24 protein-coding genes are annotated in these 23545 nt (G+C 56.1%); 16 read left to right on the top strand and 8 right to left on the bottom strand.

Annotated features, from left to right (window positions below):
* Positions 1 to 93 precede the first annotated feature (93 nt).
* Entirely contained in the window at positions 94 to 702 is a 609-nt protein-coding gene (locus tag EYC98_RS17545; RefSeq protein ID WP_279246694.1) for a paraquat-inducible protein A, read from the bottom strand.
* A gap of 105 nt (positions 703 to 807) precedes the next feature.
* On the opposite strand from EYC98_RS17545, the gene EYC98_RS17540 reads away from it, so the two are divergent.
* On the top strand, positions 808 to 2094 hold the full coding sequence (locus tag EYC98_RS17540; RefSeq protein WP_279246693.1) for a CinA family nicotinamide mononucleotide deamidase-related protein: 1287 nt from the start codon (positions 808 to 810) through the stop codon (positions 2092 to 2094).
* Positions 2095 to 2115: 21 nt separating this feature from the next.
* On the opposite strand, the gene pdxH is transcribed toward EYC98_RS17540, so the two are convergent.
* Both pdxH and EYC98_RS17530 read right to left on the bottom strand, forming a co-directional pair.
* Positions 2116 to 2754, bottom strand: a complete 639-nt coding sequence (pdxH, locus tag EYC98_RS17535) for a pyridoxamine 5'-phosphate oxidase (protein ID WP_279246692.1) — start codon at positions 2752 to 2754, stop codon at positions 2116 to 2118.
* Between the two features lie 60 nt (positions 2755 to 2814).
* The gene (locus EYC98_RS17530; RefSeq protein ID WP_279246691.1) at positions 2815 to 3483 is read right to left on the bottom strand and encodes a hypothetical protein; all 669 of its coding nucleotides are present in this window, start codon (positions 3481 to 3483) and stop codon (positions 2815 to 2817) included.
* Between EYC98_RS17530 and EYC98_RS17525 the strand changes: the two genes are divergently transcribed.
* Positions 3482 to 4102, top strand: coding sequence for a GNAT family N-acetyltransferase (locus EYC98_RS17525; protein WP_279246690.1), 621 nt, complete (start codon positions 3482 to 3484; stop codon positions 4100 to 4102). The two genes, EYC98_RS17530 and EYC98_RS17525, sit on opposite strands and share 2 nt — an antisense overlap.
* Positions 4103 to 4122: 20 nt before the next feature.
* On the opposite strand, the gene EYC98_RS17520 is transcribed toward EYC98_RS17525, so the two are convergent.
* Positions 4123 to 4686, bottom strand: coding sequence for a DUF4136 domain-containing protein (locus EYC98_RS17520; RefSeq protein ID WP_279246689.1), 564 nt, complete (start codon positions 4684 to 4686; stop codon positions 4123 to 4125).
* Positions 4687 to 4755: 69 nt separating this feature from the next.
* Positions 4756 to 5148 (bottom strand): hypothetical protein, encoded by a 393-nt coding sequence (locus EYC98_RS17515; RefSeq protein ID WP_279246688.1) that lies wholly within the window; start codon positions 5146 to 5148, stop codon positions 4756 to 4758.
* 34 nt (positions 5149 to 5182) lie between these two features.
* Here EYC98_RS17515 and ggt point away from each other — a divergent pair, with 34 nt between their 5' ends.
* On the top strand, positions 5183 to 6904 hold the full coding sequence (gene ggt / locus EYC98_RS17510) for a gamma-glutamyltransferase (RefSeq protein ID WP_279246687.1): 1722 nt from the start codon (positions 5183 to 5185) through the stop codon (positions 6902 to 6904).
* A 19-nt stretch (positions 6905 to 6923) separates the two neighbouring features.
* Here ggt and EYC98_RS17505 read toward each other — a convergent pair whose 3' ends face one another.
* On the bottom strand, positions 6924 to 7715 hold the full coding sequence (locus tag EYC98_RS17505) for a thioesterase family protein (RefSeq protein ID WP_279246686.1): 792 nt from the start codon (positions 7713 to 7715) through the stop codon (positions 6924 to 6926).
* Between the two features lie 312 nt (positions 7716 to 8027).
* On the opposite strand from EYC98_RS17505, the gene EYC98_RS17500 reads away from it, so the two are divergent.
* Genes EYC98_RS17500 through EYC98_RS17440 form a run of 13 tightly spaced genes read left to right on the top strand, consistent with a single transcriptional unit; the run spans position 8028 to position 22528 of the window.
* The gene (locus tag EYC98_RS17500; RefSeq protein WP_279246685.1) at positions 8028 to 9227 is read left to right on the top strand and encodes a tetratricopeptide repeat protein; all 1200 of its coding nucleotides are present in this window, start codon (positions 8028 to 8030) and stop codon (positions 9225 to 9227) included.
* On the top strand, positions 9217 to 10389 hold the full coding sequence (locus EYC98_RS17495) for a hypothetical protein (protein ID WP_279246684.1): 1173 nt from the start codon (positions 9217 to 9219) through the stop codon (positions 10387 to 10389). The genes EYC98_RS17500 and EYC98_RS17495 overlap by 11 nt, the downstream gene beginning before the upstream one ends.
* The gene (locus EYC98_RS17490) at positions 10386 to 11591 is read left to right on the top strand and encodes a hypothetical protein (RefSeq protein ID WP_279246683.1); all 1206 of its coding nucleotides are present in this window, start codon (positions 10386 to 10388) and stop codon (positions 11589 to 11591) included. The genes EYC98_RS17495 and EYC98_RS17490 overlap by 4 nt, the downstream gene beginning before the upstream one ends.
* Positions 11592 to 11634: 43 nt before the next feature.
* Positions 11635 to 13185 (top strand): hypothetical protein, encoded by a 1551-nt coding sequence (locus EYC98_RS17485; RefSeq protein WP_279246682.1) that lies wholly within the window; start codon positions 11635 to 11637, stop codon positions 13183 to 13185.
* 3 nt (positions 13186 to 13188) lie between these two features.
* Positions 13189 to 15243, top strand: coding sequence for a PEGA domain-containing protein (locus EYC98_RS17480; protein ID WP_279246681.1), 2055 nt, complete (start codon positions 13189 to 13191; stop codon positions 15241 to 15243).
* The gene (locus EYC98_RS17475; RefSeq protein WP_279246680.1) at positions 15243 to 15485 is read left to right on the top strand and encodes a hypothetical protein; all 243 of its coding nucleotides are present in this window, start codon (positions 15243 to 15245) and stop codon (positions 15483 to 15485) included. The genes EYC98_RS17480 and EYC98_RS17475 overlap by 1 nt, the downstream gene beginning before the upstream one ends.
* Before the next feature lie 24 nt (positions 15486 to 15509).
* On the top strand, positions 15510 to 16307 hold the full coding sequence (locus EYC98_RS17470) for a MotA/TolQ/ExbB proton channel family protein (RefSeq protein ID WP_279246679.1): 798 nt from the start codon (positions 15510 to 15512) through the stop codon (positions 16305 to 16307).
* 35 nt (positions 16308 to 16342) lie between these two features.
* On the top strand, positions 16343 to 17650 hold the full coding sequence (locus tag EYC98_RS17465; protein WP_279246678.1) for an FHA domain-containing protein: 1308 nt from the start codon (positions 16343 to 16345) through the stop codon (positions 17648 to 17650).
* Entirely contained in the window at positions 17634 to 18722 is a 1089-nt protein-coding gene (locus EYC98_RS17460; protein WP_279246677.1) for a VWA domain-containing protein, read from the top strand. Before EYC98_RS17465 ends, EYC98_RS17460 begins: the two co-directional genes overlap by 17 nt.
* Positions 18722 to 19717, top strand: coding sequence for a VWA domain-containing protein (locus EYC98_RS17455; protein ID WP_279246676.1), 996 nt, complete (start codon positions 18722 to 18724; stop codon positions 19715 to 19717). Before EYC98_RS17460 ends, EYC98_RS17455 begins: the two co-directional genes overlap by 1 nt.
* The gene (locus EYC98_RS17450) at positions 19695 to 20396 is read left to right on the top strand and encodes a hypothetical protein (protein ID WP_279246675.1); all 702 of its coding nucleotides are present in this window, start codon (positions 19695 to 19697) and stop codon (positions 20394 to 20396) included. The genes EYC98_RS17455 and EYC98_RS17450 overlap by 23 nt, the downstream gene beginning before the upstream one ends.
* Positions 20393 to 21061, top strand: coding sequence for a hypothetical protein (locus EYC98_RS17445; protein ID WP_279246674.1), 669 nt, complete (start codon positions 20393 to 20395; stop codon positions 21059 to 21061). Before EYC98_RS17450 ends, EYC98_RS17445 begins: the two co-directional genes overlap by 4 nt.
* A 15-nt stretch (positions 21062 to 21076) precedes the next feature.
* Positions 21077 to 22528: a M48 family metalloprotease gene (locus EYC98_RS17440; RefSeq protein ID WP_279246673.1), complete on the top strand. Its 1452-nt coding sequence runs from the start codon at positions 21077 to 21079 to the stop codon at positions 22526 to 22528.
* Here EYC98_RS17440 and EYC98_RS17435 read toward each other — a convergent pair.
* Positions 22525 to 22851 (bottom strand): DUF2288 domain-containing protein, encoded by a 327-nt coding sequence (locus EYC98_RS17435; RefSeq protein ID WP_279246672.1) that lies wholly within the window; start codon positions 22849 to 22851, stop codon positions 22525 to 22527. The genes EYC98_RS17440 and EYC98_RS17435 overlap by 4 nt on opposite strands.
* Positions 22844 to 23494 (bottom strand): MBL fold metallo-hydrolase, encoded by a 651-nt coding sequence (locus tag EYC98_RS17430; RefSeq protein ID WP_279246671.1) that lies wholly within the window; start codon positions 23492 to 23494, stop codon positions 22844 to 22846. The genes EYC98_RS17435 and EYC98_RS17430 overlap by 8 nt, the downstream gene beginning before the upstream one ends.
* Positions 23495 to 23545: the final 51 nt, after the last annotated feature.

Raw genomic sequence — 23545 nt, 5'->3', positions numbered from 1 at the left:
CACAGCGAGGGCAGTGCGCGACGTCTGCTGCTACCAGTTTGCAACAGAGGTGACAGGAAGCGAGCCCACGCGCGGCAGCGGTAGCGGCGGGGTTCACGAGAGCTGCACCGCTTCGATTCGCTGCCAGCAGTGAAACCGATCCAGCGTCGAAACCGCCAAGGTGAAAAATACGCTGAAGGCAACATAAGCCCAGAAGGAATAGCCCAGCTGCACTTCCGCCATCTGTGACAATTTAACCAGACTCACGATCACGCCAATCAGAAACACCTCTACCATCGACCACTCGTTCAGTGTGTACAAAACGCGCGCAGAATCGACTAGCCAGGGCGCCGCATAGCCCAACGTCAATGGCACACAGATAGCCATTATCAGCGTCAACGCCAACGCCGGCAGCACCAAAATGAATCCGCCCACTAAAATAGCCAGATCCGGCATACCGTAACGATATAGCATGATCGCCGTCTCGGGCAGGGTCATGGTGGTCTGTAGTCCGGCCGCACCCATCGTCAAAAATGCAAAACAGTTGGCAATCACCAACGCAATCGCAGCACTGATACAGTAGGCTAGCGCCCGTGCCACAGCATCGCTGCGATAGCGCGCGAGGAAATGTCCGCAACGGGGACAATTGGCACGCCCGCCTTCGGGCATCGCCGTCAGATCCACCAACATGTCGCAGCCCTGGCAGCCGATCAGCGTCGCCATTCTAAAATTTACCTTGCTTACACATCGACGCATGATACCGCAGATACTCCAGCTTCCACAGTTGCACGCACCCCGTTATCCTATGGCACCCCAAGGAGATCAAACATGAATCAACATAACCCGGTAGTGCAGCTGCTGTTAACTGGCAACGAGATCATGAGCGGCGACACCGTGGATTCCAATTCCTCGATGATAGCCCTGCGCCTCGCAGAACTTGGCATTGCCATTCACCGCAAGGTTACTGTCGGCGATGCGCCCGCATTACTTACCGCAGAGCTACGTGATCTATGCAAGCAATCTGACGTCGTCATCGTCAATGGCGGGCTTGGCCCAACCATTGACGATCTCACCGCAGAGATACTGGCAGCGGTCGCCGACGTGCCACTGCAGGAAAACCCGCTAGCACGCCTGCACATAGAGAACTGGTGTGAAGCGCGTGGCGCCGCGGTTAACGCAGCCAACCTCAAGCAAGCGCTACTGCCAGCCGGAGCCACCATCGTTGATAACGCCATCGGCAGCGCAGTGGGGTTTGAACTGGAAGTTGAGGGTTGCCTCGTCATCTGCACGCCGGGTGTACCCAGCGAATTACGCCTGATGCTCGACAATATTCTGCAGAACTTGCGCGAACGGCTGGGCAAGTCGGGCGAGGTCGACATCATCCGCTTGCAGACTTTCGGGCTGGGCGAATCCACCGCACAACAAATTATCTCCGACCAATACAGCGACTGGCCAGCTCAGGTAGAGCTGGGGTTTCGCGCCGGCGCACCGCAAATGGAAATAAAATTGACGGTATCCGACCCCGCTGCCAGAGACGCCCAGCTTGCCTGCAAAGAAAAGCTCTACCAGTTGTTTGGCGATCACATCATCGGTGAGGGTGATAGCAGTCTGGCGCAGCAGGTGGTCACCCTTCTTGCAGACAGGGGCGAGACATTGACCACGGCAGAGTCCTGCACCGGCGGCCTGATAGCCAGCATGCTAACCCGTATACCGGGTTCTTCCGCTGCTTTTCACGCCGGCTTTGTGACCTATGCCAATAGCATCAAACAAACAGTGCTAGATGTTCCAGAATCGCTACTGCAACAGTCCGGGGCGGTCAGCGAGGGTGTTGTGATAGCTATGGCAAAGGGTGCTATGCAGCGCGCCGACGCCGACTACGGTATCGCGGTCTCGGGTGTCGCCGGTCCTGACGGCGGTACTGAAGAAAAGCCAGTGGGCACTGTATGGCTCGCCTGGGGCAGTCGCGATAATATCCAGACCCGTTGCTTGCTGTGGCCGGTTGAACGCACCCTGTTTCAAACTATGATTGCCGCCGCCGGCCTGGATATGATCCGGCGTCGCCTGCTGGGAATCGAGCAGGACCCAAGCTATTTTCGCTCACGCCAGGCCAAATAGCAGAACGGTTGCAGACCGTTATCAGGGTGCCAGCCGACGTATATCCCAGCCGTCCTTTGCATTGCGCAGGTAGCGGAAACGGTCGTGCAGTCGATTGGCACCGCCCTGCCAAAATTCCAACTCACGCGGCACCACCCGATAGCCGCTCCAGAACGCCGGCACCGGGATTTCCCCCTGCTTGAATTTTTCCTGCATCTGGGCAAATTTCTCTAACAGCACCTGACGCGCAGAAATGGGCCGACTTTGAGCCGATGCCCACGCTGCCAACTGGCTTTCGCGCGGCCGCGATAAGAAATAACGGGCAGTTTCCACATTGCTGATCTTTGCCGCGTTGCCGGCGACTATCACCTGTCGCTCCAGCACATTCCAGGGAAAGTGCAGACACACTGACGCATTAGCCGCGATATCCTGCGCTTTGTTGCTATCGGAATTAGTGTAAAAAACGAACCCCTGATGGCCGAAATCCTTTAGCAGCACCATCCGCTGCCAGGGCCTTCCATTGGCGTCTACGGTCGCCAAGACCATTGCCGTGGGGTCCGCGATACCGCCACTGACCGCCTGGGCCAACCAGGTTTCAAACTGCTCGGTAGGGTCATCGTGCAGATCCGAGCGCTTGAGCCCCTGCAGCAGATACTCCCGACGAAAATCTTCTATATTCACGTTCCCTCCAGGGCAACACGCTAGTTTGGTTTACCAAGGCATTGGTTCACCACGGCTGTTTTACAACGGTAGTGGCACAAATACACTACCGACCGCCTTGACGGCCCTATTAACGCCGCGGTGCCCGGAATCGTCCACAATCCTGGCCATCATTTCCTGCAACACAATCAGCTTGCCAAATAGCCGTTCGAAACTGAGGTTGTCCGTGATACCCCGATACTCACTGGTAATCAGGAAGGGCCGCCCATTGGCTTTACGAGAATGCTTCAGTCGCCATAGCAACACATCCACGTTCTCAGCGCTGGCCAGCAGCCGCGCGCTATCAAGCTGGTCGAACATGAATAATTCATCATTGTAACCATAGGCGTAGCGCAGCATACCACTGAGTCCGACCACCAGGGCAAATACCCGATCACCTCGAAACTCAGGGTCAAATACCAGTTCCAGTGCCGCAACTTCCTGCCGACCACCCAGTTCAGCAAAATCCAGCGGCCCGCTCTGGGAGCGTAACTGCTGCAAACGGTCTTCGACACTCAGGCCCTGTGTCTTGCGTAACTGATCCGGGTTGCGGCCATAAAGTTTAACCGTCAACTCGCTTACCAATACACGAGTCTCGTCAATGAACTCGTCCGCAACCATATCGATATCCGACTTGGCCAAATTCTTGAGTTCATACCCGGAGCAGCCACCTAGAAAAAGCACTGCTATAATCACTGTTATTATTTTCATGGGAAAAGTCTACAAAATGGATGTCGCGCCCACTAGCATTATTAAAGCCGAATCACAGCATTGTGAACAGATTGCCAATATTTTGGCTGATGCCTTTGCCAATGACCCCGTCATGACCTGGGTGATTCCCAACCAGGCACTGTATCAACCGTTTTACAGCATCATGCTGCGGCGGCTGTTTCTTGAGCAGCAACATACTTTTGTTGATACCGAAGGTCGCGGTGCCGCTATGTGGCTGCCGCCAGGCGTTGACTTCGAAATCCCCATGAACATTCCTCAGTTGATGCTTATAGTGCGCCTTATCTTGACTCGCGGACCCAGGGTTATCAAACGGCTGGCCGCGGTACAGGCGACGATGGCGCGCCATCATCCCCGCACCCCCCACTATTACCTGCAATCGGTGGGCGCGCGACAGGCATATCAGGGACAAGGCGTAGGCTCAGCACTGCTCAAACATCTGACTCCGGAAATTGACGCAGCCCATATGCCGGCCTATCTGGAAAGCTCGGCAGAGCGCAATGTGCCTCTATATCAGCGCCATGGTTTTGAGATAATTGCCGAAGAAAAGCTGGGCGGCGATGGCCCGCCCATGTGGTTTATGCTGCGGCCGGCGCGCTGACGCCGCGCACCGCGAGGCAACTATTGTGGCGGATAAGCCGCCATCATATGTTCGGCAACGTTATTGAACCGCTCCTGCTGTCCTTCCAACTCATGCTCAGCGTTGAGCTTGGACTGTACCACCGAGCGCCATACTGATTTACGCATTTCCGGGTCGACCATATCCACGATCAAAGTGCCCTGGGTGTATTGCCTGACGCTGACATCTGATACAGCTGGTCCGCAGCCCCAACACTGGTAATAACTGGTGCTGTTGTAACTGCGCACGTCGGTCTGCTCCTTGGTAACCAACAGCCAACTGATTAAAATATCGGCATCTTCGCGCTTTTCTACCAACGTTAGCCCGCGCATAGTCAGCGCCCGCTCGAAGGCGTTATTGACTCGATTAATTTCCATATCGCTGAGCACCACGGATTCCGCCGGCCCAGACTTACGGTTCATAAAAGCGAACGTCTTCGCCGCCGTAAAATCATAATCTCGATTGTGATCGACGATGGGTTGTGGAAGTCCGCCACTGGCACAGCCGAACAGCACACTGCCAGCCAGCAACAACATCAAAAACTGAAACGCTCGGAACCTATTCATCAACATGCTATCCGCACTAAGAAAGAGCAGCGAAAAATACCATCCTTTAACCACGTCTGCCAACCTCGCTCAACTCACTTCATTGGTTGATGGTACCACCGGCGCCCGCGGGGCAAAGGCAGGTATTTGCGGAAAGCGAAAAAAGTCACTCCAGTTCTCGCCCCAAACCTGCGCCAGGCTGTCACCGCTAACACGCTGATACTGAGTCGACATTTCAGCCTGCAGTTGAACAGCAGAACACTGACCGGACACTACCCAGGCCTCCATCATCCCTTCAGTGCGCAGGACAAAAGCTGGCGGCACCTCACCCTCGTTGGCCAACCGCTGAAAGATATCGAACCAGCGCTGGCGCAGGTGTTCCAGTAATTGATCATCATTCAGCATAGAACCCACTCCAGCGTGAGGGAGCAACAAGCAGCCCGCCCGCATATCAAACACCCAACATGGCGTAAATTTTGGCATAATCCACCCTCCTCCGCGAACCGGGAATTTTCAAGTGCTTTTACGCTACCGCTATCTCTATCTCTTCCTTCTGTTAGCCCCATGGGCGAGCAGCCAGGCACAGCACCCCATCATTAATTACGAGACCCGATTTCTTCCGGTGATAGCCAGCAAAGGCATGGTTGCCGCTCCTGAGCGACTGGCCGCTGAAGTGGGTACGCAAATTCTTCGCGATGGAGGCAATGCCGTGGATGCCGCAGTCGCCACTGGCTTTGCGTTGGCAGTTACCTACCCCCGCGCCGGCAATCTCGCCGGCGGTGGCTTTATGATGATCCATCTGGCCGACGGCAACCGCCAGACGCTAATCGACTACCGCGAGTCAGCACCCGCGGCCGCCACCGCTGATCTGTTCCTCAACGCAGAGGGCGAGGTAGATCGGATGCGGCAGTTTTTCAGCCATCGAGCGGCGGGCACCCCCGGCACTGTTGCCGGCATGATCTATGCGCTGGAGAAATACGGCACCATGTCGCTACGCGAGGTACTCAGGCCCGCCATAGAATTGGCCAGCAAGGGTTTTGAAGTAACCTGGGCGCTGGACTACGAACTCGGAAATCGTAAGGAGCGGCTACTAGCCAACCCGGAAGCCGCGCGGCTGTTCTTTGACAAAAACGGCGCACGCTTCCCGGTAGGTTCACGTTTCCGCCAACCTGATCTGGCATGGACGCTGAAACAAATCCAGCGACGCGGTGTGGACGGATTCTACGCTGGCAAGGTTGCCGACCGTATCGTCGCCGACATGATTGCCCACGATGGACTAATGACCCATCAGGACCTCATTGATTACAAGGTCATTGAACGCGAACCCGTGCGCGGCACCTACCGCGGTTATGAAATTGTGGCGACGCCACCGCCCTCGTCCGGCGGCATTCATATCATCCAGATTCTGAATATTCTGGAGGGCTATGATGTCAGCGCCTGGGGACATAATAGCGCCGCCTACCTTCATCACCTGACCGAAGCTATGAAACTGGCCTACGCAGACCGCAGCCAGTATCTGGGCGACCCTGACTATTTTGAAGTCCCCACGGCTCGCCTAACTGATAAAGAGTACGCGGCGTCACAGCGCTCGCGCATCGATTCCGAGCGTGCCACCCCATCGGCGGAGATCCAGCCCGGCATCGACCTGCCCTACGAGAGTCACGACACCACGCACTATACTGTCGCTGATGCTGCGGGCAACGTTGTCAGCAATACCTACACACTGAATTTCAGTTTCGGCTCGCATATCGCGGTACCTGGAACCGGCATGTTACTTAACAACGAAATGGCCGATTTCGCTGCCAAACCTGGCACCGCAAATGCCTTTAGCCTGGTAGAAGGCGAGGCCAATACGATTGCGCCCGGCAAGCGTCCGCTGTCCTCAATGACTCCTACTATGGTATTTGCTGACGGCGAGTTTTGGCTGGCAACCGGCAGCCCTGGAGGCAGCACTATTATCACTACAGTTCTGCAAACCATCCTCAACGCCATGGACTTCAATATGAATATTGCTACCGCAGGCGCAGAGGCACGTATTCATCATCAGTGGATGCCCGACAAACTCAGCCTGGAGCGCGGCATCAGTCCAGACACACTAGAGCTGCTGCTGCAGCGTGGACACAATGCCAACATGAGCACTCGCACCCTGGGCAGAGTTCAGTCCATCCAAAAAATAGATAATCTGTTGTATGGCGCCACCGACACCCGGCGGCCCGGCGGCTGGGTTGCCACCTGGTAGGCCACAGCGGATTAATGGATTACTGGGTGTTCACCCGCACCTTGCTCGTTTGCCGGCTGACGGCAACCAACTGCCCGGTACTGTCCCAAAGCTCACCATCTTCTTCAATAATACCGCGGGTCATATAGCGGCTCTGAAACCGGGCCTGCACCGGCCCGGGAGCTGGATGGGCACGCACACTGACCGATAGCTCAAGGGTTGGGACCCAATTCAGCGCACCAAATACAGTAAACACCGGGGGGGCCATTGCATCAGCGAATAATAGTAATACCAGCAGATCAGGATCGGTACCGTCCACCAGACTCAACCAACCGTTAAAACAGCCGCTGCCGTCAGGTTCGCCGCGTCGGAAGACCTCGGAGCCGCTGGCGTAGCACTGATTCACGCGCTGGCGAAATTCGATACCGTGCTCACGAATAGGCGTACAGTCAGCGGCCGGCTGAATTTGTGGGCGCTGGGCAGAAGACCAGGATTCCCCATGCAGAGCAGCCACATCGCTGTAGCAGGCACTCACCTGAGCCACCGCTTTGCCCTCCTGACGCATGGTGAGGGTGGCGTGACTGGTGCTGCCACCGGTACGTAGCCGCTCTACATAGCAGTCTACCGGACCCAACTGCGGCGGTGCGAGGTACATAATGTTAACCGTTAGCGGATCACTGTGCGCCAGCGCCTCGCTGAGCACACGCCCGGCGATAGCCAGCGTATAGCCCCCGTTAGGTGCCGCCCCAATGCGCCAGCCCGGGACGATATTGGCCTGCCAATGGGTATCAGCTACTTTGTGAACAGCGGTATCTTCATCAAATCCGGACATCTTTTAACCACGTAGAGCCTATAAAGGCGCCTTGATATAACAACTACCCTCGTTTGTAAACCAAACCGGTGATCCCAAGCCGCTCACATAAGGGCGTCGTATAGGCGTTAGAGTCGGTATAATGTTGGAATCAGGCACAGCATGTCAGTGCAGCAGTGAAACCGATTGCAAAAGCTGCGGTCATAGTAGGGAGGAAACCAGTATAAAAATGTCAGGGGCAAGCAAGTGAAAGTGCGGAGGTGGCTGCGAGCCCTGACTGTAGCGTGCGTGTACTGGCAGTTGAGTACCCATGCTGCTGCGCAGGTTGAAGTCGTGCCATCTACGGAAACCTTAATATCAGCCGAGGACATGATGCAAGGTGGAGTAATCGATTTTCAGGATAACGATGAGCCGGCACTGGTAAACCCGACGGCTACCGCCTACCAGTTCTATATTACCGATTTGGAAAGCCGTCTGGGCGCCTATGCACCGGGACTCGCAGAGCAACTGATGGGGCTGGGACGCAGCTACCGGGAGCAGGGTCTATTAGACGAGGCTGTCACCGTCTTCAAACGTGCCGTCCATGTATCGCGCATCAACAACGGCCTCAACGATGCAGCGCAGATTCCTGTGCTGGAACAATTGATTGAAACCCTGATCGCCAGCGGTGAATACGAGGCCGCCGATGAGCGCCAATATTATCTTTACCGTCTGCAACGGCGTCTTTATACCTCTGGCGATCCGGAATTGACGGCTGCAATGATGCGCCGCGCGCGCTGGGAACAGCAGGCGTATGCACTCTCTGTGGGGGAAGAGTCCTTCAACCGTCTGTTAACGATGTGGCAACTTTACAGCAATGTGGTAAACACGATTGCACAGACTCAGGGCGGCGCGTCGATGCAGCTGCTGGAACCGCTCAACGGCATGGTCGAAACCCAGTATCTTATCGCTGCCTATGATGGAGAGGCCGGCACCAGTATCCAGTTTGGCGATGCCGGATCCGGCGACCCGGATGTGGCGCGCTTTAACCTGATTCAGGTTAACAACTACCAGCAGGGGCAGGCGGTACTCAATGTCATTCGCGACGTCCTGCAAGCCAATGAAGGCGAGGCCAGCAGTCAGTCTACTGAGGCGCTGATTGACCTGGGTGACTGGATGCTTTGGCATGGCAACGACCGCGCGGCTACGGCGGTATATCGTGAAGCCTGGGCCGAGTTATCGCTGAAGTCGGATGCTGAGGGGCTGCTCAATCATCATTTCGGCAGTCCGCAGCTGGTGCCCACACTGAGCGGCGCGCATCGGGATCTTGAGCCTCCAAGGGTGCTGCAAGGCTATGCAGAGCTAAGTTACGCTGTTAATACTCGCGGGCGGGTGTATGATCTGGAATTGGTCTCAAATCAGCCGGGCGAGGCCACTCCCGATGCGGAACCCAATATCCTGATGAGACGCCTGCAACGGAAGTTATTCCGGCCCCGCTATGAAAATGGAGAGCCGGCCGACACGGTCAACATAACGAAACGATATGCCTACTAAACAAAAAATTCAGCCTTTTGCCGGACAGCGCCTGCTGCTAGGTACGAGTGTGCTCCTGATGGTTGCGCTGTTAACGGGTTGCCCCAGCGCCAGTTCACCCACCGCCCCACAAACGCCGCCGTCGGCGACACCTCCCTCTACGCCCAGCCAGCCGCCGAGTTCCAGCTCCAGTTCCAGCTCCAGCTCCAGTTCCAGTTCCAGTAGCAGCCCCAGCTCAGCATCAAGTTCACCTGCGGGCGCGCAGGGCACCCCGGGGCTCGAGACGCCCGCGGAAAGCCAGGGCTCTGCAGGCCAGGAATCGGCAGCCACTGGTAGTGAATCAGGCGAGTTAGACCCAGCCGCTGGCGCCACCAGCGCCGATGCTGGTCAAGAGAATGGCCAAGAGAGCGGCCAGGAACCTGACTTCGGCGATGCCGCCGATCAAGGCGGCGCCGCTGGCAGCGATGCACTACCCAATCTCAACGACGATGAAACTCTGAATGCAGCTTTAGAGGAATTTGAAGCCGCCATGGAACGCGCCGCAGCTGAGCAGGGCGACAGTGGGTCCGGTCAGGCCGGTGCCGCCACCCAGGGATCGGCAGCGGCGGACGGCGGAGCACAGGGTTCTGGCAACAGGCCTGGCTCGGGAAGTATGCCTGGTTCTGGCGGCACCTATGGCTCTAGCGGCATACCCGGTTCTAGCGGCATGCCCGGTTCCGGTGGTTTTCCGGGTTCCGGTGGTACTGGCACTATGACAACGGCAGAACGCGTTGCCATACTGGAAGGCGAACTGGAACGCAGTACTGGTGATTTTGACGACCTGATTCTGGAAGAACGCGGAACCATAAAGAGCACAACTGGCAATGCACCAGAAGACGCCCAGCCAGCGGGCTCTGAATCTGGTGGCGGCGGCAATGGCGGCTACGGCGAAAGCAGCAGTCAGCCCCCTATGCGCGGCAGTGGCAACGGCCAGGGCGGCGCAGGCAATCCCAGCCGGCAGGGTGACTCTGGTGACTTCCCAGCCCAGGCTGCTACTTTCCCACCGCCTACCGACATTCCCAGTGGTGACGACGATGACGTCGTAGCGCGTCAGCTGCGCGAAGCTGCAATGCGTGAATCCGACCCGCAATTGCGCGAGAAACTTTGGGAAGAGTATCGCAAGTACAAAGGCATCAGCCAATGAGTGTGGCCAACCGCTACTCACGTCTGCTGTTACTGCTAGCGCTCACCCTCACCACCTCCGGCTGCGTAAACCAGACTATCAAGAGCACCACTGTCCCCGACGTCAACACCTCTGCTCGCGAGGTACCCGAAGCCCTGCTACTGGATGTTGGCATCAGCATTTTTGATCCAGGTCTGGATGACGCCGATGAAGACGAACTGGTCTACCCGGAAGTGCGTCGCGCGGAAGCGCGCTACATGCCCTACATATTGCTGGAGTCGATTCAGAGCAGCGCGGCCTGGGGCGCGGTAAGAGTTATACCCTCTGATCAACAGGTCATGGACATCGTTGTTGCGGGCACCATTGTCAGCTCCAGCGGCGAAGAGCTAGAGCTAAAAATTATCGCCCGTGATGCCCGCGGTGAGGTGTGGCTAGACAAGGGCTATCGCAGCAAAGCCAGTAAATACAGTTATGGCGCTACTACAAGAGCTCGCATTGACCCGTTTCAGGCAATCTACAATCGTATTGCCAACGATTTGCTGGAGCAGCTGCTGAAGCGGAACACTGAGGAATTGGCGGCGATTCGAACGGTCAACGAATTGCGCTTTGCGCGCAGCATGTCACCCGATGCCTTTGACGGGCACCTGAGTGAAGATGGCGACGGCACCTACAGTATCACTCGACTGCCAGCTAACAACGACCCCATGCTGGAACGGGTCCGCAAAATCCGCGAACGCGACCATTTGTTCATCGATACCATGCAAGAATACTACTCAGCTTTTAATGGGCAGATGTCAGCCCCTTATCAAGAGTGGCGCAAGCTCAGCTATACCGAAGCTATAGCGCTACAGGAACTCAGAGCGGAGGCAACTCGTAAGCTGATTACCGGGGCAGCACTGGTCATCGCGGGTATCGCCGCAGGGGCCAGCAATGACAGCTCTATTAATTCGGCCAGCACGGTGGCCATACTGGGCGGCGGCTCTATTTTCAAAAGCGGCATGGACGCGCGGACTGAGTCGGAAATCCACGTTCAGGCTCTAGAGGAATTGGGCTTGTCCCTGGAGGCAGAAATCGCGCCGCAAATCATTGAACTGGAAGACCGCACGGTAACGCTTACCGGTAATGTTCAGGACCAGTTTGATCAGTGGCGTGACCTGTTGCGTCAGCTATATGAAGCAGAAGTTGGCGCTTTGGAGCCACTGCCCACACCGGTCGGGAGCTGAGCCGCGACCCATTTTCTGGCGCCAATACCCCACATGCACAACAATGACTGAACACAATCAAAAACTGAAACCCAGTGCTTTTGACCCTGGCGGCAACACGCTAGCGCCCGGCGCACCAGACCGTGCCGCTCAGGCAGAGGCCGGCACAGCAGCACCTGCCGGTACCGCATCACAGCGGCCGCTTATCGCCGCGCTGGTGGCATTAGGGGTGATACTGGCGGCCGTGTTTTTTTGGTTACCCACTTGGGTTGAAGCGCCAAGCGCAGAGCTCGCGACAACAAACGCCAAATCTCCGATCGTCGATACGCAAACACAGACGCGCGCTAAGGCTCAAGAGCAGGCCAGTCCATGGTCTGATGCGCAGTTAGCGCAGCAGCGAAAAGAGGCACAGGCCGTGCTGGAACTGCTACTCGAGCAGCAATTCGCCCTACAAGAAATGAGCGTTGAACAGTGGGCGACGGAAGCTTTTGCAGCTGCCACAGACCTGGCCACGAGTGGCGATCAGCTGTACCGACAACAGCAGTTTGAAGATGCCCGAGAGACTTATGGCGAAGGCCTGCAGGCCATGACCGCGCTGGTCGAAGCGGCGCCCGGTGTTTTCGAAACTCAGCTGCAGTTAGCGCTGGACGCACTTGATGCTAACCAGGCGCAAGCGGCCACAGAGGCTATAGCCATCGCCTTACTGATCAGCCCAGACAGTGTCTCTGCGCTGCGGGCGCAGGCACGCGCCATGACGCTCCCGCAGGTACTGACTTTGATTAAGCAGGCACAACAGTTACAGCTCGACAATCAACTCGAGCCGGCGTTAGAGAATACTCAGCAGGCACTTGAACTAGACGCCGAACACGAGCTGGCAAAAAATCTGCAGGCCCAACTGCGACAGGAGATCGCCCGTCGTGATTTCAATCGAGCCATGACCGCAGGTTATCAGGCAATGGATCGTGAGGATTACGACACCGCCGAAGCGCGCTTTCTGGCGGCGCAGAAATTACTGCCCGCCGCCGCCGAAACCGAAGCCGCGCTAACGCAGGCACGCAGTGCACGCACGCTACAGCGTATCCAATCACTGCGCGGCAAAGCCGAATTGGCGCAACGCAACGAAGACTGGGGGCCCGCCCTATCATCCTTTGAAGCCATATTACGGATAGACAGTACCGTACAGTTTGCCCGCGAAGGCGCTGACCTAAGCCGTGAGCGTCAATCAATAGACAAACTGTTACAGCAAACCCTGGACAAGCCAGAGCGTCTCGCCGACCAAAGAATTTATGCCGAAACCCGTCAACTACTGGATTACGCCAACAATCTGAGCCCGGCCGGACCCCGTCTGCGCCGGCAACTCGGTGCGCTGGATACGATTATGGAACAGGCGCTGGTGCCGATCCCGGTTCTGCTGGAGTCCGATGAAGAAACTGATGTCACCGTCTATCGTGTGGCCCATCTGGGTACTTTCAGACGCCAGCAACTGGAGCTTAAGCCGGGCACCTATACTGCGGTAGGTGTGCGCCGGGGTTTTCGCGATGTGCGTCAAGAATTCACACTCAGCCATGACCAATCAGCTCCCGTCATAACCATCGCCTGCACGGACCCCATCTAAGCCATGGCAGCCGATACTGAACCCACTATTATTGCCCCCAGCAGCTTCACCCCTATGGGCGCGGACCCGCAACACCAAAAGCGTCTTATCAGCCCGCTGCAATTGGGCTTGATAGCAGTACTATTTCTGTTCGCAATAGCGTTTTGGTTTCTCTTCAGCGCCCGCTCAGTGCTTTTTTCTGTGATACCAGCCGACGCGGATATCAACATAGACGGTGGACTACAGTTAAAGCTGGGGGAGCGCTATTTACTGCGCAGCGGCGACTTCACCATCTCGCTCACCGCCCCCGGTTATTACCCTCAGCAACAACCACTGTTGGTTTCTGAGTCTTCACAGCAGAGCTTTGAATACGCACTCGAGAAGCTGCCGGGACTGCTCAACATCAGCTCCACTGCGGCCACAGCCAAAGTGCTCATAGATGACCAGGAGGTAGGAGACACGCCGCTCAACCAACAAGCTGTTGCCGCCGGAGAGCATGAGCTGCGCCTGCTAGCTCCGCGCTACTTACCTTATCGACAAACTATTGACGTCACCGGCATGGGGCAATCTCAAGAGTTTGAGGTTGCGCTGGAGCCGGCATGGGCCAATATCAGTATTACCAGTGAGCCGCTGGGGGCGACCGTTCTCATTGATGGCGAACCCGCTGGCACCACCCCCTCCACGCTCGAGATTTTGCAGGGCGAGCATCAGCTCAGCCTGCAAATGGCAGGGTTTAGGCAATGGGATACTGAACTTGCAGTGAGCCCTGGCGTAGACCAGTCTTTCGGTCCAGTGGCGTTGCAACCTGCTGACGGGCAATTACAACTCAGCAGCACTCCGGCAGCCGCTAGCGTTACTGTGGATGGCGAATACCGAGGGCAGACGCCCCTGCTGCTGGAATTGAAACCTGGCCGAGAGCACCGAGTCGCTGTTTTCAAAGCCGGGCACAGCAACGCCAACCGCAGCATCAGTCTGGAACCCGGCGTAGAAGAAGCATTGCATGTCACGCTGCGGGCTAAATTAGGTGAGGTGAACATTCAGGTCATGCCTCCAGAAGCGCAGGTTATTGTTGCCGGTAAAACCTATGGCAGCGGCAATCAAAGCCTGCAACTCCCCGCAGTGGAGCAGCAGTTAGAAGTGCGCCTGGATGGCTACCGCAGTTATCGACAACGCTTTACCCCACGCCCGGGCCTGGGCCAACAGATCAACGTACAGTTACTCACGGACTCGGCGGCACGACTGGCCGATCTCAAGCCGATCGTAACCAATAGTGCTGGACAACAGTTGCGACTGTTCACGCCCGGTGACTTCACCATGGGCGCCTCGCGTCGCGAGCCCGGACGTCGCGCCAATGAAGTACTACACCCGGTGTCGTTGACGCGGATGTTCTATATCTCTACCTACGAAGTCAGCAATGCTCAGTTTCGTGAATTTCGCAGCGAGCATAATTCTGGTCGCGTCGAAGGCAGCAGCCTAAACCGTGACCGCCAGCCCGCGGTTATGGTGAGCTGGAACGAAGCCGCACTGTACTGTAATTGGCTCAGCCAGCGCGAAAACCTGAGCCCGGTTTATAAACTCAGCAATGGCCTGGTAACCGGCTTCGATACCGAGTCAACGGGGTATCGACTGCCCACAGAGGCGGAATGGGCCTGGGTGGCCCGCAGCCGCAACACCGACCTCCTGACATTTTCCTGGGGCGGCAGCTACCCGCCCACCGACAAAGTGGGGAACTTTGCCGACACTTCCAGTGCCTATATTACCGGGCGCACAGTACAGTCCTATAACGATGGTCAGGTCGTCAGCGCACCCATTGGCTCTTTTCCCGCCAATCACAAGGGTTTACACGACCTTGGCGGCAATGTCGCCGAGTGGGTTCACGATATCTACAGTATTGCCAGCACCAATGGTGCAACCACAGTGGACCCGATGGGTAAGCAGACCGGCAACAACCATGTCATTCGCGGCGCCAGTTGGGCTCACGGGACCGTGACTGAGTTACGGCTGTCCTTTCGCGATTATGGGCAAGCCGGACGGGATGACGTAGGATTCCGTATAGCGCGCTATGCGGAGCAACGTTAATGCTACGAAATGGGATTTTGGGTCTGGTCGCGGTCACGCTGGTTGCATCCAGCGTATTAGCGCAGCCCGAAGATGCGGCAACGGATGCTACCCCGCAGCCCGACGCGGTGCCGGACAAACCGGCACCACCAGCACGCAGCGCAGCCTCTCAGGGCTCAGCAGACTCTGGTGCGGCGGATGAATACCGCGCCTCGGAACAAATTTCGGATGATTTATCGGTTTCTTTTCCGGTAGATATCTAGGTCAGGAATCGACAAGGACACGCCATGAAACTACAGCTCTCTTCGGAATTTATATACCAGCTGTTCGCCCTGCTGATTATTATTATCGTGGTGCACGGAGCCTATGTTGGCATTATTAGACCCAATGCCGAAGCCATATTGGAAGTGCAGATGGCACTGCAGGCGTCGGGTGAGGAATTTGTGCCTGAGCGTTCTATTTATGTGGTTATTCGTGACCTCGAACAGGAGGCCTGTTTTATATTATTGCTGTGGGCCCTCGCTATCATGGGCTATAAGGGCCGTCGCCTTTTGCACGAACAGGAAATCCTCAAGCAATCTTTGCTCGATATACCAGAGGGCACCAGCCTGCTGCCTCAGGATGCACGTGAGTACAGTCGTGCGCTGGAAGCCCTCGATGCGGAGCAGCAAGACTACTTGCTGCCGCGCACGCTGCTGGCGGCGCTACAACGCTTTGCCACCACAGCCAGCATCCCTGCCGTTTCCAACACGATCAAAGAGCAATGTGATGGCGAGTCGGACCGGCTTGACTCAGAGCTTTCAATGGTGCGTTACATAGCCTGGGCCATACCTTCGATCGGCTTTATCGGCACCGTGCGCGGTATCGGCGACGCCCTCGGACAGGCTTACAAGGCAGTGGAAGGTGATATCAGCGGTGTGACGGTCAGTCTGGGTGTCGCGTTTAACTCCACCTTCGTAGCGCTGGTACTGAGTATTGTCATCATGTTCTGCCTGCATCAATTGCAGCTGTCGCAGGAGCGGCTGGTGCAAGGCAGCCAACGCTACTGCGACCGCAATTTGATGCGTCATCTGGTGATTAGCTAACGCCATGACCAACCCACCCAACTCGAGCGGCTGTTATGAATGAGTTTATACTGGATCTTAACGATCGGAATCTCACTCTATGGCGTGGCGACCAGGCACTGCTAAGTAGTCCAGGCTATTGCTTTCGTCAGGCCGACAGCTATCAGTTTGGCGAGGCCGCGCGCGAGCAGGCGCGCTTGCACCCTCGTTCTATTCAACATCGCTATTGGTGGCAGCTGGGACTGGAACCACTGCAGCCAGCATTCGGGGCCGCACGCCACAGCGCAGATCTGGTGCACCAGCACCTGCTGCAGCTGCATGAACTGGGCGGCAAGCCCGACAGTCTAATATTGGCAGTCCCGGGTAGCATGCATACCGAGCAGTTATCATTATTGTTGGGCATTGTTTCGCAGTGCCCGTTTGAAGTCGCCGGTATCGTCGATCGTGCTATTGCCAGCGCAGCAACGGTCGCTCTCCCCGACCATGGATACTTGCTGGAGCTGCAGCTCCATCAATCGCTTATCACCCAGTTGCAGCAAGTTGACGGACAATTACTGCGCGGCACTGTGACACCCATACCGGGTTGCGGCTGGCTGGCTCTGCAGGACGCTCTGGCCAATGCCATTGCCGACACCTTTATTCGCCAGACACGCTTCGACCCGAGGCGCAAAGCAACCAGTGAACAAGTGCTGTACGACCAACTGGGCAGCGTGCTGCAGCAGCTGGGCCAACATTCTGAATACAATTTCGAACTGGAAGGACGCCAGGCCAGACTGGAGCGCAGCGCACTTGAAGCCAGCTGTCAGCCTGTGATTGAAAGGATCACCCGAGCCGTGCCGGAATCCTGTCAGCGGTTACTGCTGGACTCAGTAGTGGCGTCACTGCCTGGTAGCAGTAGCACATTCGGTGACGCGCATATCTGCAGTGCCGAGCAAGTTGTCCAGGGTATCCGACTGCATCATGAATTGATCACCGGCAGCGGTGCAGACGTTCATCACATTACTCAGCTGCCGGCAAAAACCACAGCCGCTATGGCCGCGACTACGGCTGCCACGGCCGTCACGACAGCACCACCAACTGCAGTCGCAACGACTACTGAGACCGTCGAACCCACGAATCAGGTCGAAGTCACTGCCGCTCCCCCCCAGCTGCAGCCAACAACGGCCACCGAATCGGGCAGTTTTAGGCTTGAATACGAAGCCGGCACTTTTACCCTACACCCAGGTTCTGGCAACCTGCCCACCGTCAATGGCCACCCCCTGCGCGCCGCCATGCAACTTCGTGCTGGAGACAGGGTCGAAACTGTAGACGGCAAACGTATTACGATTGCCGCAATGGAAACAGACGATGGCCCGCAGACGTAGCAATATTGCGTTTAACCTCAGCTTTCTTGATGTCATGTCATGTGGCTTCGGCGCTGTGATACTGGTATTCCTGATCATTGACCACGCTATTGAAGAAGAGACCCGCGTCCTTAATACCGACCTGTTATCGGAGGTCAATATGCTGGAAGTGGAGATTAAAGAGGGTAAAGAAGGCCTGGTTCAGTTGCGCAATACTCTGTCAGATGTGGATTTTGACATGGTCGAAGCAAAGGGCCTGGCGATGCGAATCAGCGAACAAATTGATGAGTTTCGCGCCCTGATAGAAAGCCTGAGCAGCGACGGCTTCACCGAGCGCAGCGAAGTTGAAACCCTGATGGCCGAAATTCAGCAACTGGAAGAAGAGGTCAAAAAGCTACGTGCCTCCAGTGATGACAGCGGGGGTATCAGCGCGCGCACCTTTATTGGCGATGGTAATCGACAGTATCTTACCGGCCTCAATCTGGGTGGCCGCAACATTTTGATACTGGTAGACGTCTCTGCCAGCATGCTGGCACAGGAATTGGTCAACGTCATTCGACTGCGTAACATGAGTGATGACATTAAGCGCAACGCCGAGAAATGGAAGCGCTCGGTAGCAACCGTGGAGTGGTTGACGGCGCAGCTGCCAGTCAGTAGCCAGTATCAGATCTATACCTTCAATACTCAGGCGGCGCCGTTGCTGCCGGGCACTGAGGGCAGCTGGCTAGAAGTTGGCGACCAGGAACAACTGGAAAAAAGCACCACGCTGCTGCAAGAACTGGTGCCCGCTGACGGCACCAGTCTGGAAAACGCTTTCCTGGCCGCTGTGAAACTATCACCTAAGCCTGACAATATTTTCCTGATCACCGACGGACTGCCAACACAGGGCGCCAGCGGACCTCGCGGCAGCAAGATTAACGGCCGCGAAAGACTGCGCCTGTTCGAGCGCGCCGTAGCGCAGTTACCCCGGTCAGTACCGGTTAACGTTATCCTGGCACCTATGGAGGGTGACCCGATGGCCGCATCCGCATTATGGCAGCTGGCGCAGGCAACCTCCGGAGCCTTTATGAGCCCATCACGAGACTGGCCCTGATGCGCCAGCGTCGCGGTATAGAGGAGTTTACGCTGTCTTTTCTGGACGTGATCTGCTGCGGCTTTGGCGCGGTCATTCTACTACTGATGATCACCAAAACCATGCAGCCGCAGATTATCGAAGCCGCCTCAGTCAATCTTGAAGGTCGTATTGCAGCACTGCAGGAGCAGCTGTTTACGCTGCGCGGTGAAACTCACATTCTCAACCGCGACCTCAACGCCAAGCATGAACAGTTGTCCAATGAGGAAGCCGCCATCGCCCTGCTGCGTGGCAAGCTGGCCAGTGTGCGCTCACAACACGAAACCCTGAACATTCAGGCCGACAGTAACGACGTCGTCACCTCGCAGCTGGCGATTGCGCGCCAACAACTCAGTGACGAAATGAAACGGTTATTGGGCAGCCAGTACCAAAGTAAAAATCAGATGATAGGCGGCATCCCCGTCGACAGTGAATATATTATTTTCGTTATCGACACCTCTGGCTCTATGTATTCCTATGCCTGGGATCGAGTGCTGGAAGAATTCGAAGCAACACTGTCCATCTACCCCGAGGTCAAGGGCATTCAGGTCATGAATGATATGGGCAATTACATGTTCTCGCGCTACCGCGGGCAGTGGATACCCGATACCCCGGGCCGGCGGCGGGTCATCATGGACCGCTTGCGCACCTGGAATGTGTTCAGCAATAGCTCGCCGGTAGAAGGCATCACGGCGGCCATCAGCACCTTTTATGCCTCTGACAAGAAAATCAGCGTCTACGTATTCGGCGACGAATTTACCGGGCAATCAATTCAGCAGGTAGTCGATACCGTTGATCGAATCAACCGTGAAGACGAATTCGGTAACCGTCTGGTGAGAATCCATGCCGTCGGTTTTCCCGTACAATTTAGCAGGCAACCGCATTTGCAGACTACCGGCATCCGATTTGCTACGCTGATGCGCGAGCTCACTTTTCGTAATGGAGGCACCTTCGTTGGGCTTAACGACTATCGCTGATACCGCCACCACTTGGGGTCAGGTGCAACACCTGACATACGCAGTGAAGGTACTTGGGGTGCTAATGCTGACGCTGTTGCTGAGCAGTTGTGGCGTCAACGAGGTTGTTGTCGAGGGACGGTTCCCCTCACCACTACTCGACAAACTGCCAGTAACACTGGGGGTCTACTACAAGCCTGAATTTCGTGAACATGAATTCTTTGATGAAGCTACCACTCGCGGCGAGTCAGACTGGGTCGTGAAGACCGGAGCTGCACAGGTGCAAATGTACAACACACTACTCGAGGGTATGTTTGAACGAGTCGTTCTGCTCAATGAGTTACCGCGCAAGGACCGTGTTGCAGAAGTCGGCAAACAGGCGGTAGATGCGATCCTGGTGCCAGAAGTCAACGAATTACAGTATTCCATTCCAACCCATACCAAGATCAATGTGTTTGAAATATGGATGCGCTACCGCTACGAGCTGTATTCTGCCAATGGTGAACAGCTAGCCGACTGGACCATGACGGCCTACGGCAAGACTCCTACTGCCTTTCTGCGCTCGGCGGAAGCAGCTGTAAATCTGGCCGCTGTGGTCGCCCTGCGCGACGCGGGTGCCAACTTTGCGGTGAACTTCGAGCAAGTACCCGAAGTGAAGCTGTGGCTGGAAAACACTGCCGACAGGCGGGCAACACCATGACACGTTACCAATTTTGTCGGCTTTGCTGCCTCGGCACCCTACTGTTTTTAGGCGGCTGCGTAACCGCAACAGTCGATGAAATGGTTTTTAATGAGCCCACTGTCTCATTGGGCGAGTCCACCGTGGTTATTCTCGGTCGCCGCCATGCCAGTGACTACGAAACCGAGCCCGACTTTATTCAATGCCTGGCCAAACACATTACTTCCGCTGACGACTCTGTCAACGTTATGCCTGAGCTGGTTTTTATGAACGCGCTGTACCCCTGGTTTGAACCGCGCACAGCACCAATGCGACCCAGCGATCTGGAGCGATTACTGCAAAAGGAAGCCGTGCAGCTCAAGCTAAAGGACATGAAAACTGAATACATGGTGTGGATTGACGGCAATACCGTGCGCACCGATAGTGCTGGTTCAATGTCCTGTGGCATTGGCCCGGGTGGCGCCGGTTGTTTCGGCTTTGGTACCTGGAGCAACGACGCGAACTACGAAGCCACTATCTGGGATTTCACTGACCGCCAGGAAGTCGGTCGAGTCAGTACTTCGGCCACAGGGCAGTCTTATATGCCGGCCGTTGTAGTACCCATCCCTATCATTGCGCCGGTACAGGGTACCGCCTGCGATGGGCTTGGCGATCAACTGCTGGAATTTTTCAGCATTAATTACTAGGAGATACCGCTACCGATGTCATCACGTACTCTGATTCTGGTTTTAGTGACTGCGGTCAATATGGCCCTGGCAGGTTGTGCCGCCAACCCCGCTACTGGCGGTGCTGACATCGTATTAATGAGCGAGAATAAGGAAATCTCCATTGGTCAGGAGATGCACGATGAAATGATCAAAAACGGTGCCGCCTACGCCGACCAGGAGGTGCAGGACTACATCAACAGAATTGGCCAGAATCTCGCAAAAAATTCAGACCGCCCCAAACTCAAGTACACCTTTACCGTCATCGATAGTGAAGATATCAATGCCTTTGCCTTGCCCGGAGGCTTTATTTATATCAACCGCGGCCTGATGTCCTACCTCGACAATGAAGCTGAACTGGCGGCGGTATTGTCACACGAGATTGGTCACGTCACAGCACGTCACTCAGTACGTCAGCAGACGGCTTCGGCCGCTAATAGTGTATTGGCGCAGCTGGCTTATATCACCACGGGCAGCGCCGACCTGGCCGATGCGTCAAATACTGCGGGCACCGCACTGGTGCGCGGCTATGGTCGCGACCATGAACTTGAGGCTGATCGCGAAGGCTCACAATATTTACACCGGGCCGGCTATGACCCCTACGCCCTGTTAGATGTCATCAGCGTGTTGAAGGACCAGGAACAGTACCAGCGTGTCAGGGCCAAGGCCGCAGGAAAACCCTCTCAGAGTTATCACGGGCTGTTCTCCACCCACCCCCGCAATGACAAACGCTTGCAGGAAGTTATTCAAGCTGCCGCGGCTATGGAGCAGCGCCCCCCGGCGCAAATTGACCAGGGAGAATTTCGCGGCATCATCAATGGCATGACCTATGGCAAAGGTGGCGCACCCGCCCAGCGCGAGGGTGGCCGTTATTATCACAACAAGCTTAGCTTCAGCTTTGCGTACCCGGAAGGCTGGACGGTTAAATCCGGTTCCCGGGCTATCGTCAGTCATGCCACAGATCGCAGCAGCAGCGTCACCATTACCATCAAGCGCAGCAACACCTCCATCAGTGATCGGGATTTCATCAACCAACAGCTGCTGGCGCCAAAATTATTGGAATCATCACCCCTGAAAACTGATGAGCTACAAGGATACTGGGGCGTGTCACCCGCTGCCAACGGTGGTAACAGCCGTCGGCTGGCACTGTTGCACATGGGCTCTATCGCCTACTTGTTTGAGGGTGAAGTGGTCAACGAAGCTGATTTCAACGTGGAAGATGCCCAGTTCAAAGCACTGATTGAAAGCTTTCGGCCCATGAAAAATACCGAACGGGAAGGGCCCAAGCAACGCCAGTTGGCCTACATTCAAGCCACCCCGGGCATTACTTACGCGGCACTGGCCAAGCAGAGCAAAATACCCGATGCGGAAAACCAGCTACGCCTGCTTAACGGTCAATATCCACGGGGCGAACCGCGCGCCGATGACTGGATTAAAGTCGTCCTCTAGCCCGCGCCGGGAGGTTCCTTGTCGGACTGCTGCACCAACACCCAGGGCGGGGCTACTACTGTCCACAAGCTGGTGTTAGCCGCGTAGAAAGCCTGGCCCTGTTCAGGACTGACTCCGGCTACCAAGCCCCTTGCTATCCAATCTTCAAATTCCTGCTTATTGTCAACCTGCAGCTGGACGGCGACCTCTACCAAATCTAGCTCCGGCGCCACCAGCACCACCGCTCCGCGGGCAAAATGTACCTGCAGGTCATGCCATTCAGTGCGCGCGGTCTGACTGTGAAACTCGCCGCGCAATAGCTCAAGCTTATCCGCATCAGCCATATTGGGAGTCCGAGACAAACGGATTAGTCTGCCGCTCGTGACCGAAGGTTGAGGTCGGACCATGTCCGGGAATGAAAGTAATATCATCGCCGAGGGGGAACAGCTTCTCACGGATAGCCGTCACCAGGTGCTCGTGGTTGCCACGCGGAAAATCGGTGCGCCCAATAGACCCTTGAAAGATGACATCACCCACCCAGGCTACTCTTTGGTCGTTATAGATGAACACCACATGACCCGGCGTGTGCCCTGGACAGTGCAGAACCTGCAGAGTTTGCGCCCCGACCGTGACTGTATCGCCATCTTCCAGCCAACGGTCCGGCACGAAAGGATCAGCATGCGGCATCCCTGACATTTTGCAGGAGGCGGGTAACTGGTCGATCCAGAAGCTGTCTTCCTGATGCGGGCCCTCTATAGGAACCGAGAATTTTTGGCGCAGCACATCTGAAGCTGCACAGTGATCCATATGGCCATGAGTCAAAATTACCTTCTCGACGGTACCGTCGAGTTGCTTCACCGCATCGAGTATCTTGTCGATGTCACCGCCGGGGTCAACGATCGCCAGACTCCCGGTAGTTTCGCATTTAATAATACTGCAGTTCTGTTGATAGGCTGTGACTGGTACGATGGCAACCTTGATAGACATCCACTTTTTCCCTCAAATTCCAGGGCGCTAAGGATAGCACAACCCACAGGA

The sequence above is a fragment of the Candidatus Litorirhabdus singularis genome (assembly GCF_026262625.1).
Lineage (GTDB): Bacteria > Pseudomonadota > Gammaproteobacteria > Pseudomonadales > Halieaceae > Litorirhabdus > Litorirhabdus singularis.
This window is presented reverse-complemented; position numbering and strand designations above follow the sequence as displayed.

Excerpts from the sequence above, each read along its gene's own strand:
- EYC98_RS17545 (WP_279246694.1), bottom strand. The coding sequence starts at position 702 with ATGGCGACGCTGATCGGCTGCCAGGGCTGCGACATGTTGGTGGATCTG.
- EYC98_RS17540 (WP_279246693.1), top strand. The coding sequence starts at position 808 with ATGAATCAACATAACCCGGTAGTGCAGCTGCTGTTAACTGGCAACGAG.
- EYC98_RS17525 (WP_279246690.1), top strand. The coding sequence starts at position 3,482 with ATGGGAAAAGTCTACAAAATGGATGTCGCGCCCACTAGCATTATTAAA.
- EYC98_RS17530 (WP_279246691.1), bottom strand. The coding sequence starts at position 3,483 with ATGAAAATAATAACAGTGATTATAGCAGTGCTTTTTCTAGGTGGCTGC.
- EYC98_RS17520 (WP_279246689.1), bottom strand. The coding sequence starts at position 4,686 with ATGAATAGGTTCCGAGCGTTTCAGTTTTTGATGTTGTTGCTGGCTGGC.
- EYC98_RS17515 (WP_279246688.1), bottom strand. The coding sequence starts at position 5,148 with ATGCCAAAATTTACGCCATGTTGGGTGTTTGATATGCGGGCGGGCTGC.
- EYC98_RS17505 (WP_279246686.1), bottom strand. The coding sequence starts at position 7,715 with ATGTCCGGATTTGATGAAGATACCGCTGTTCACAAAGTAGCTGATACC.
- EYC98_RS17495 (WP_279246684.1), top strand. The coding sequence starts at position 9,217 with ATGCCTACTAAACAAAAAATTCAGCCTTTTGCCGGACAGCGCCTGCTG.
- EYC98_RS17490 (WP_279246683.1), top strand. The coding sequence starts at position 10,386 with ATGAGTGTGGCCAACCGCTACTCACGTCTGCTGTTACTGCTAGCGCTC.
- EYC98_RS17485 (WP_279246682.1), top strand. The coding sequence starts at position 11,635 with ATGACTGAACACAATCAAAAACTGAAACCCAGTGCTTTTGACCCTGGC.
- EYC98_RS17480 (WP_279246681.1), top strand. The coding sequence starts at position 13,189 with ATGGCAGCCGATACTGAACCCACTATTATTGCCCCCAGCAGCTTCACC.
- EYC98_RS17475 (WP_279246680.1), top strand. The coding sequence starts at position 15,243 with ATGCTACGAAATGGGATTTTGGGTCTGGTCGCGGTCACGCTGGTTGCA.
- EYC98_RS17470 (WP_279246679.1), top strand. The coding sequence starts at position 15,510 with ATGAAACTACAGCTCTCTTCGGAATTTATATACCAGCTGTTCGCCCTG.
- EYC98_RS17465 (WP_279246678.1), top strand. The coding sequence starts at position 16,343 with ATGAATGAGTTTATACTGGATCTTAACGATCGGAATCTCACTCTATGG.
- EYC98_RS17460 (WP_279246677.1), top strand. The coding sequence starts at position 17,634 with ATGGCCCGCAGACGTAGCAATATTGCGTTTAACCTCAGCTTTCTTGAT.
- EYC98_RS17455 (WP_279246676.1), top strand. The coding sequence starts at position 18,722 with ATGCGCCAGCGTCGCGGTATAGAGGAGTTTACGCTGTCTTTTCTGGAC.
- EYC98_RS17445 (WP_279246674.1), top strand. The coding sequence starts at position 20,393 with ATGACACGTTACCAATTTTGTCGGCTTTGCTGCCTCGGCACCCTACTG.
- EYC98_RS17440 (WP_279246673.1), top strand. The coding sequence starts at position 21,077 with ATGTCATCACGTACTCTGATTCTGGTTTTAGTGACTGCGGTCAATATG.
- EYC98_RS17435 (WP_279246672.1), bottom strand. The coding sequence starts at position 22,851 with ATGGCTGATGCGGATAAGCTTGAGCTATTGCGCGGCGAGTTTCACAGT.
- EYC98_RS17430 (WP_279246671.1), bottom strand. The coding sequence starts at position 23,494 with ATGTCTATCAAGGTTGCCATCGTACCAGTCACAGCCTATCAACAGAAC.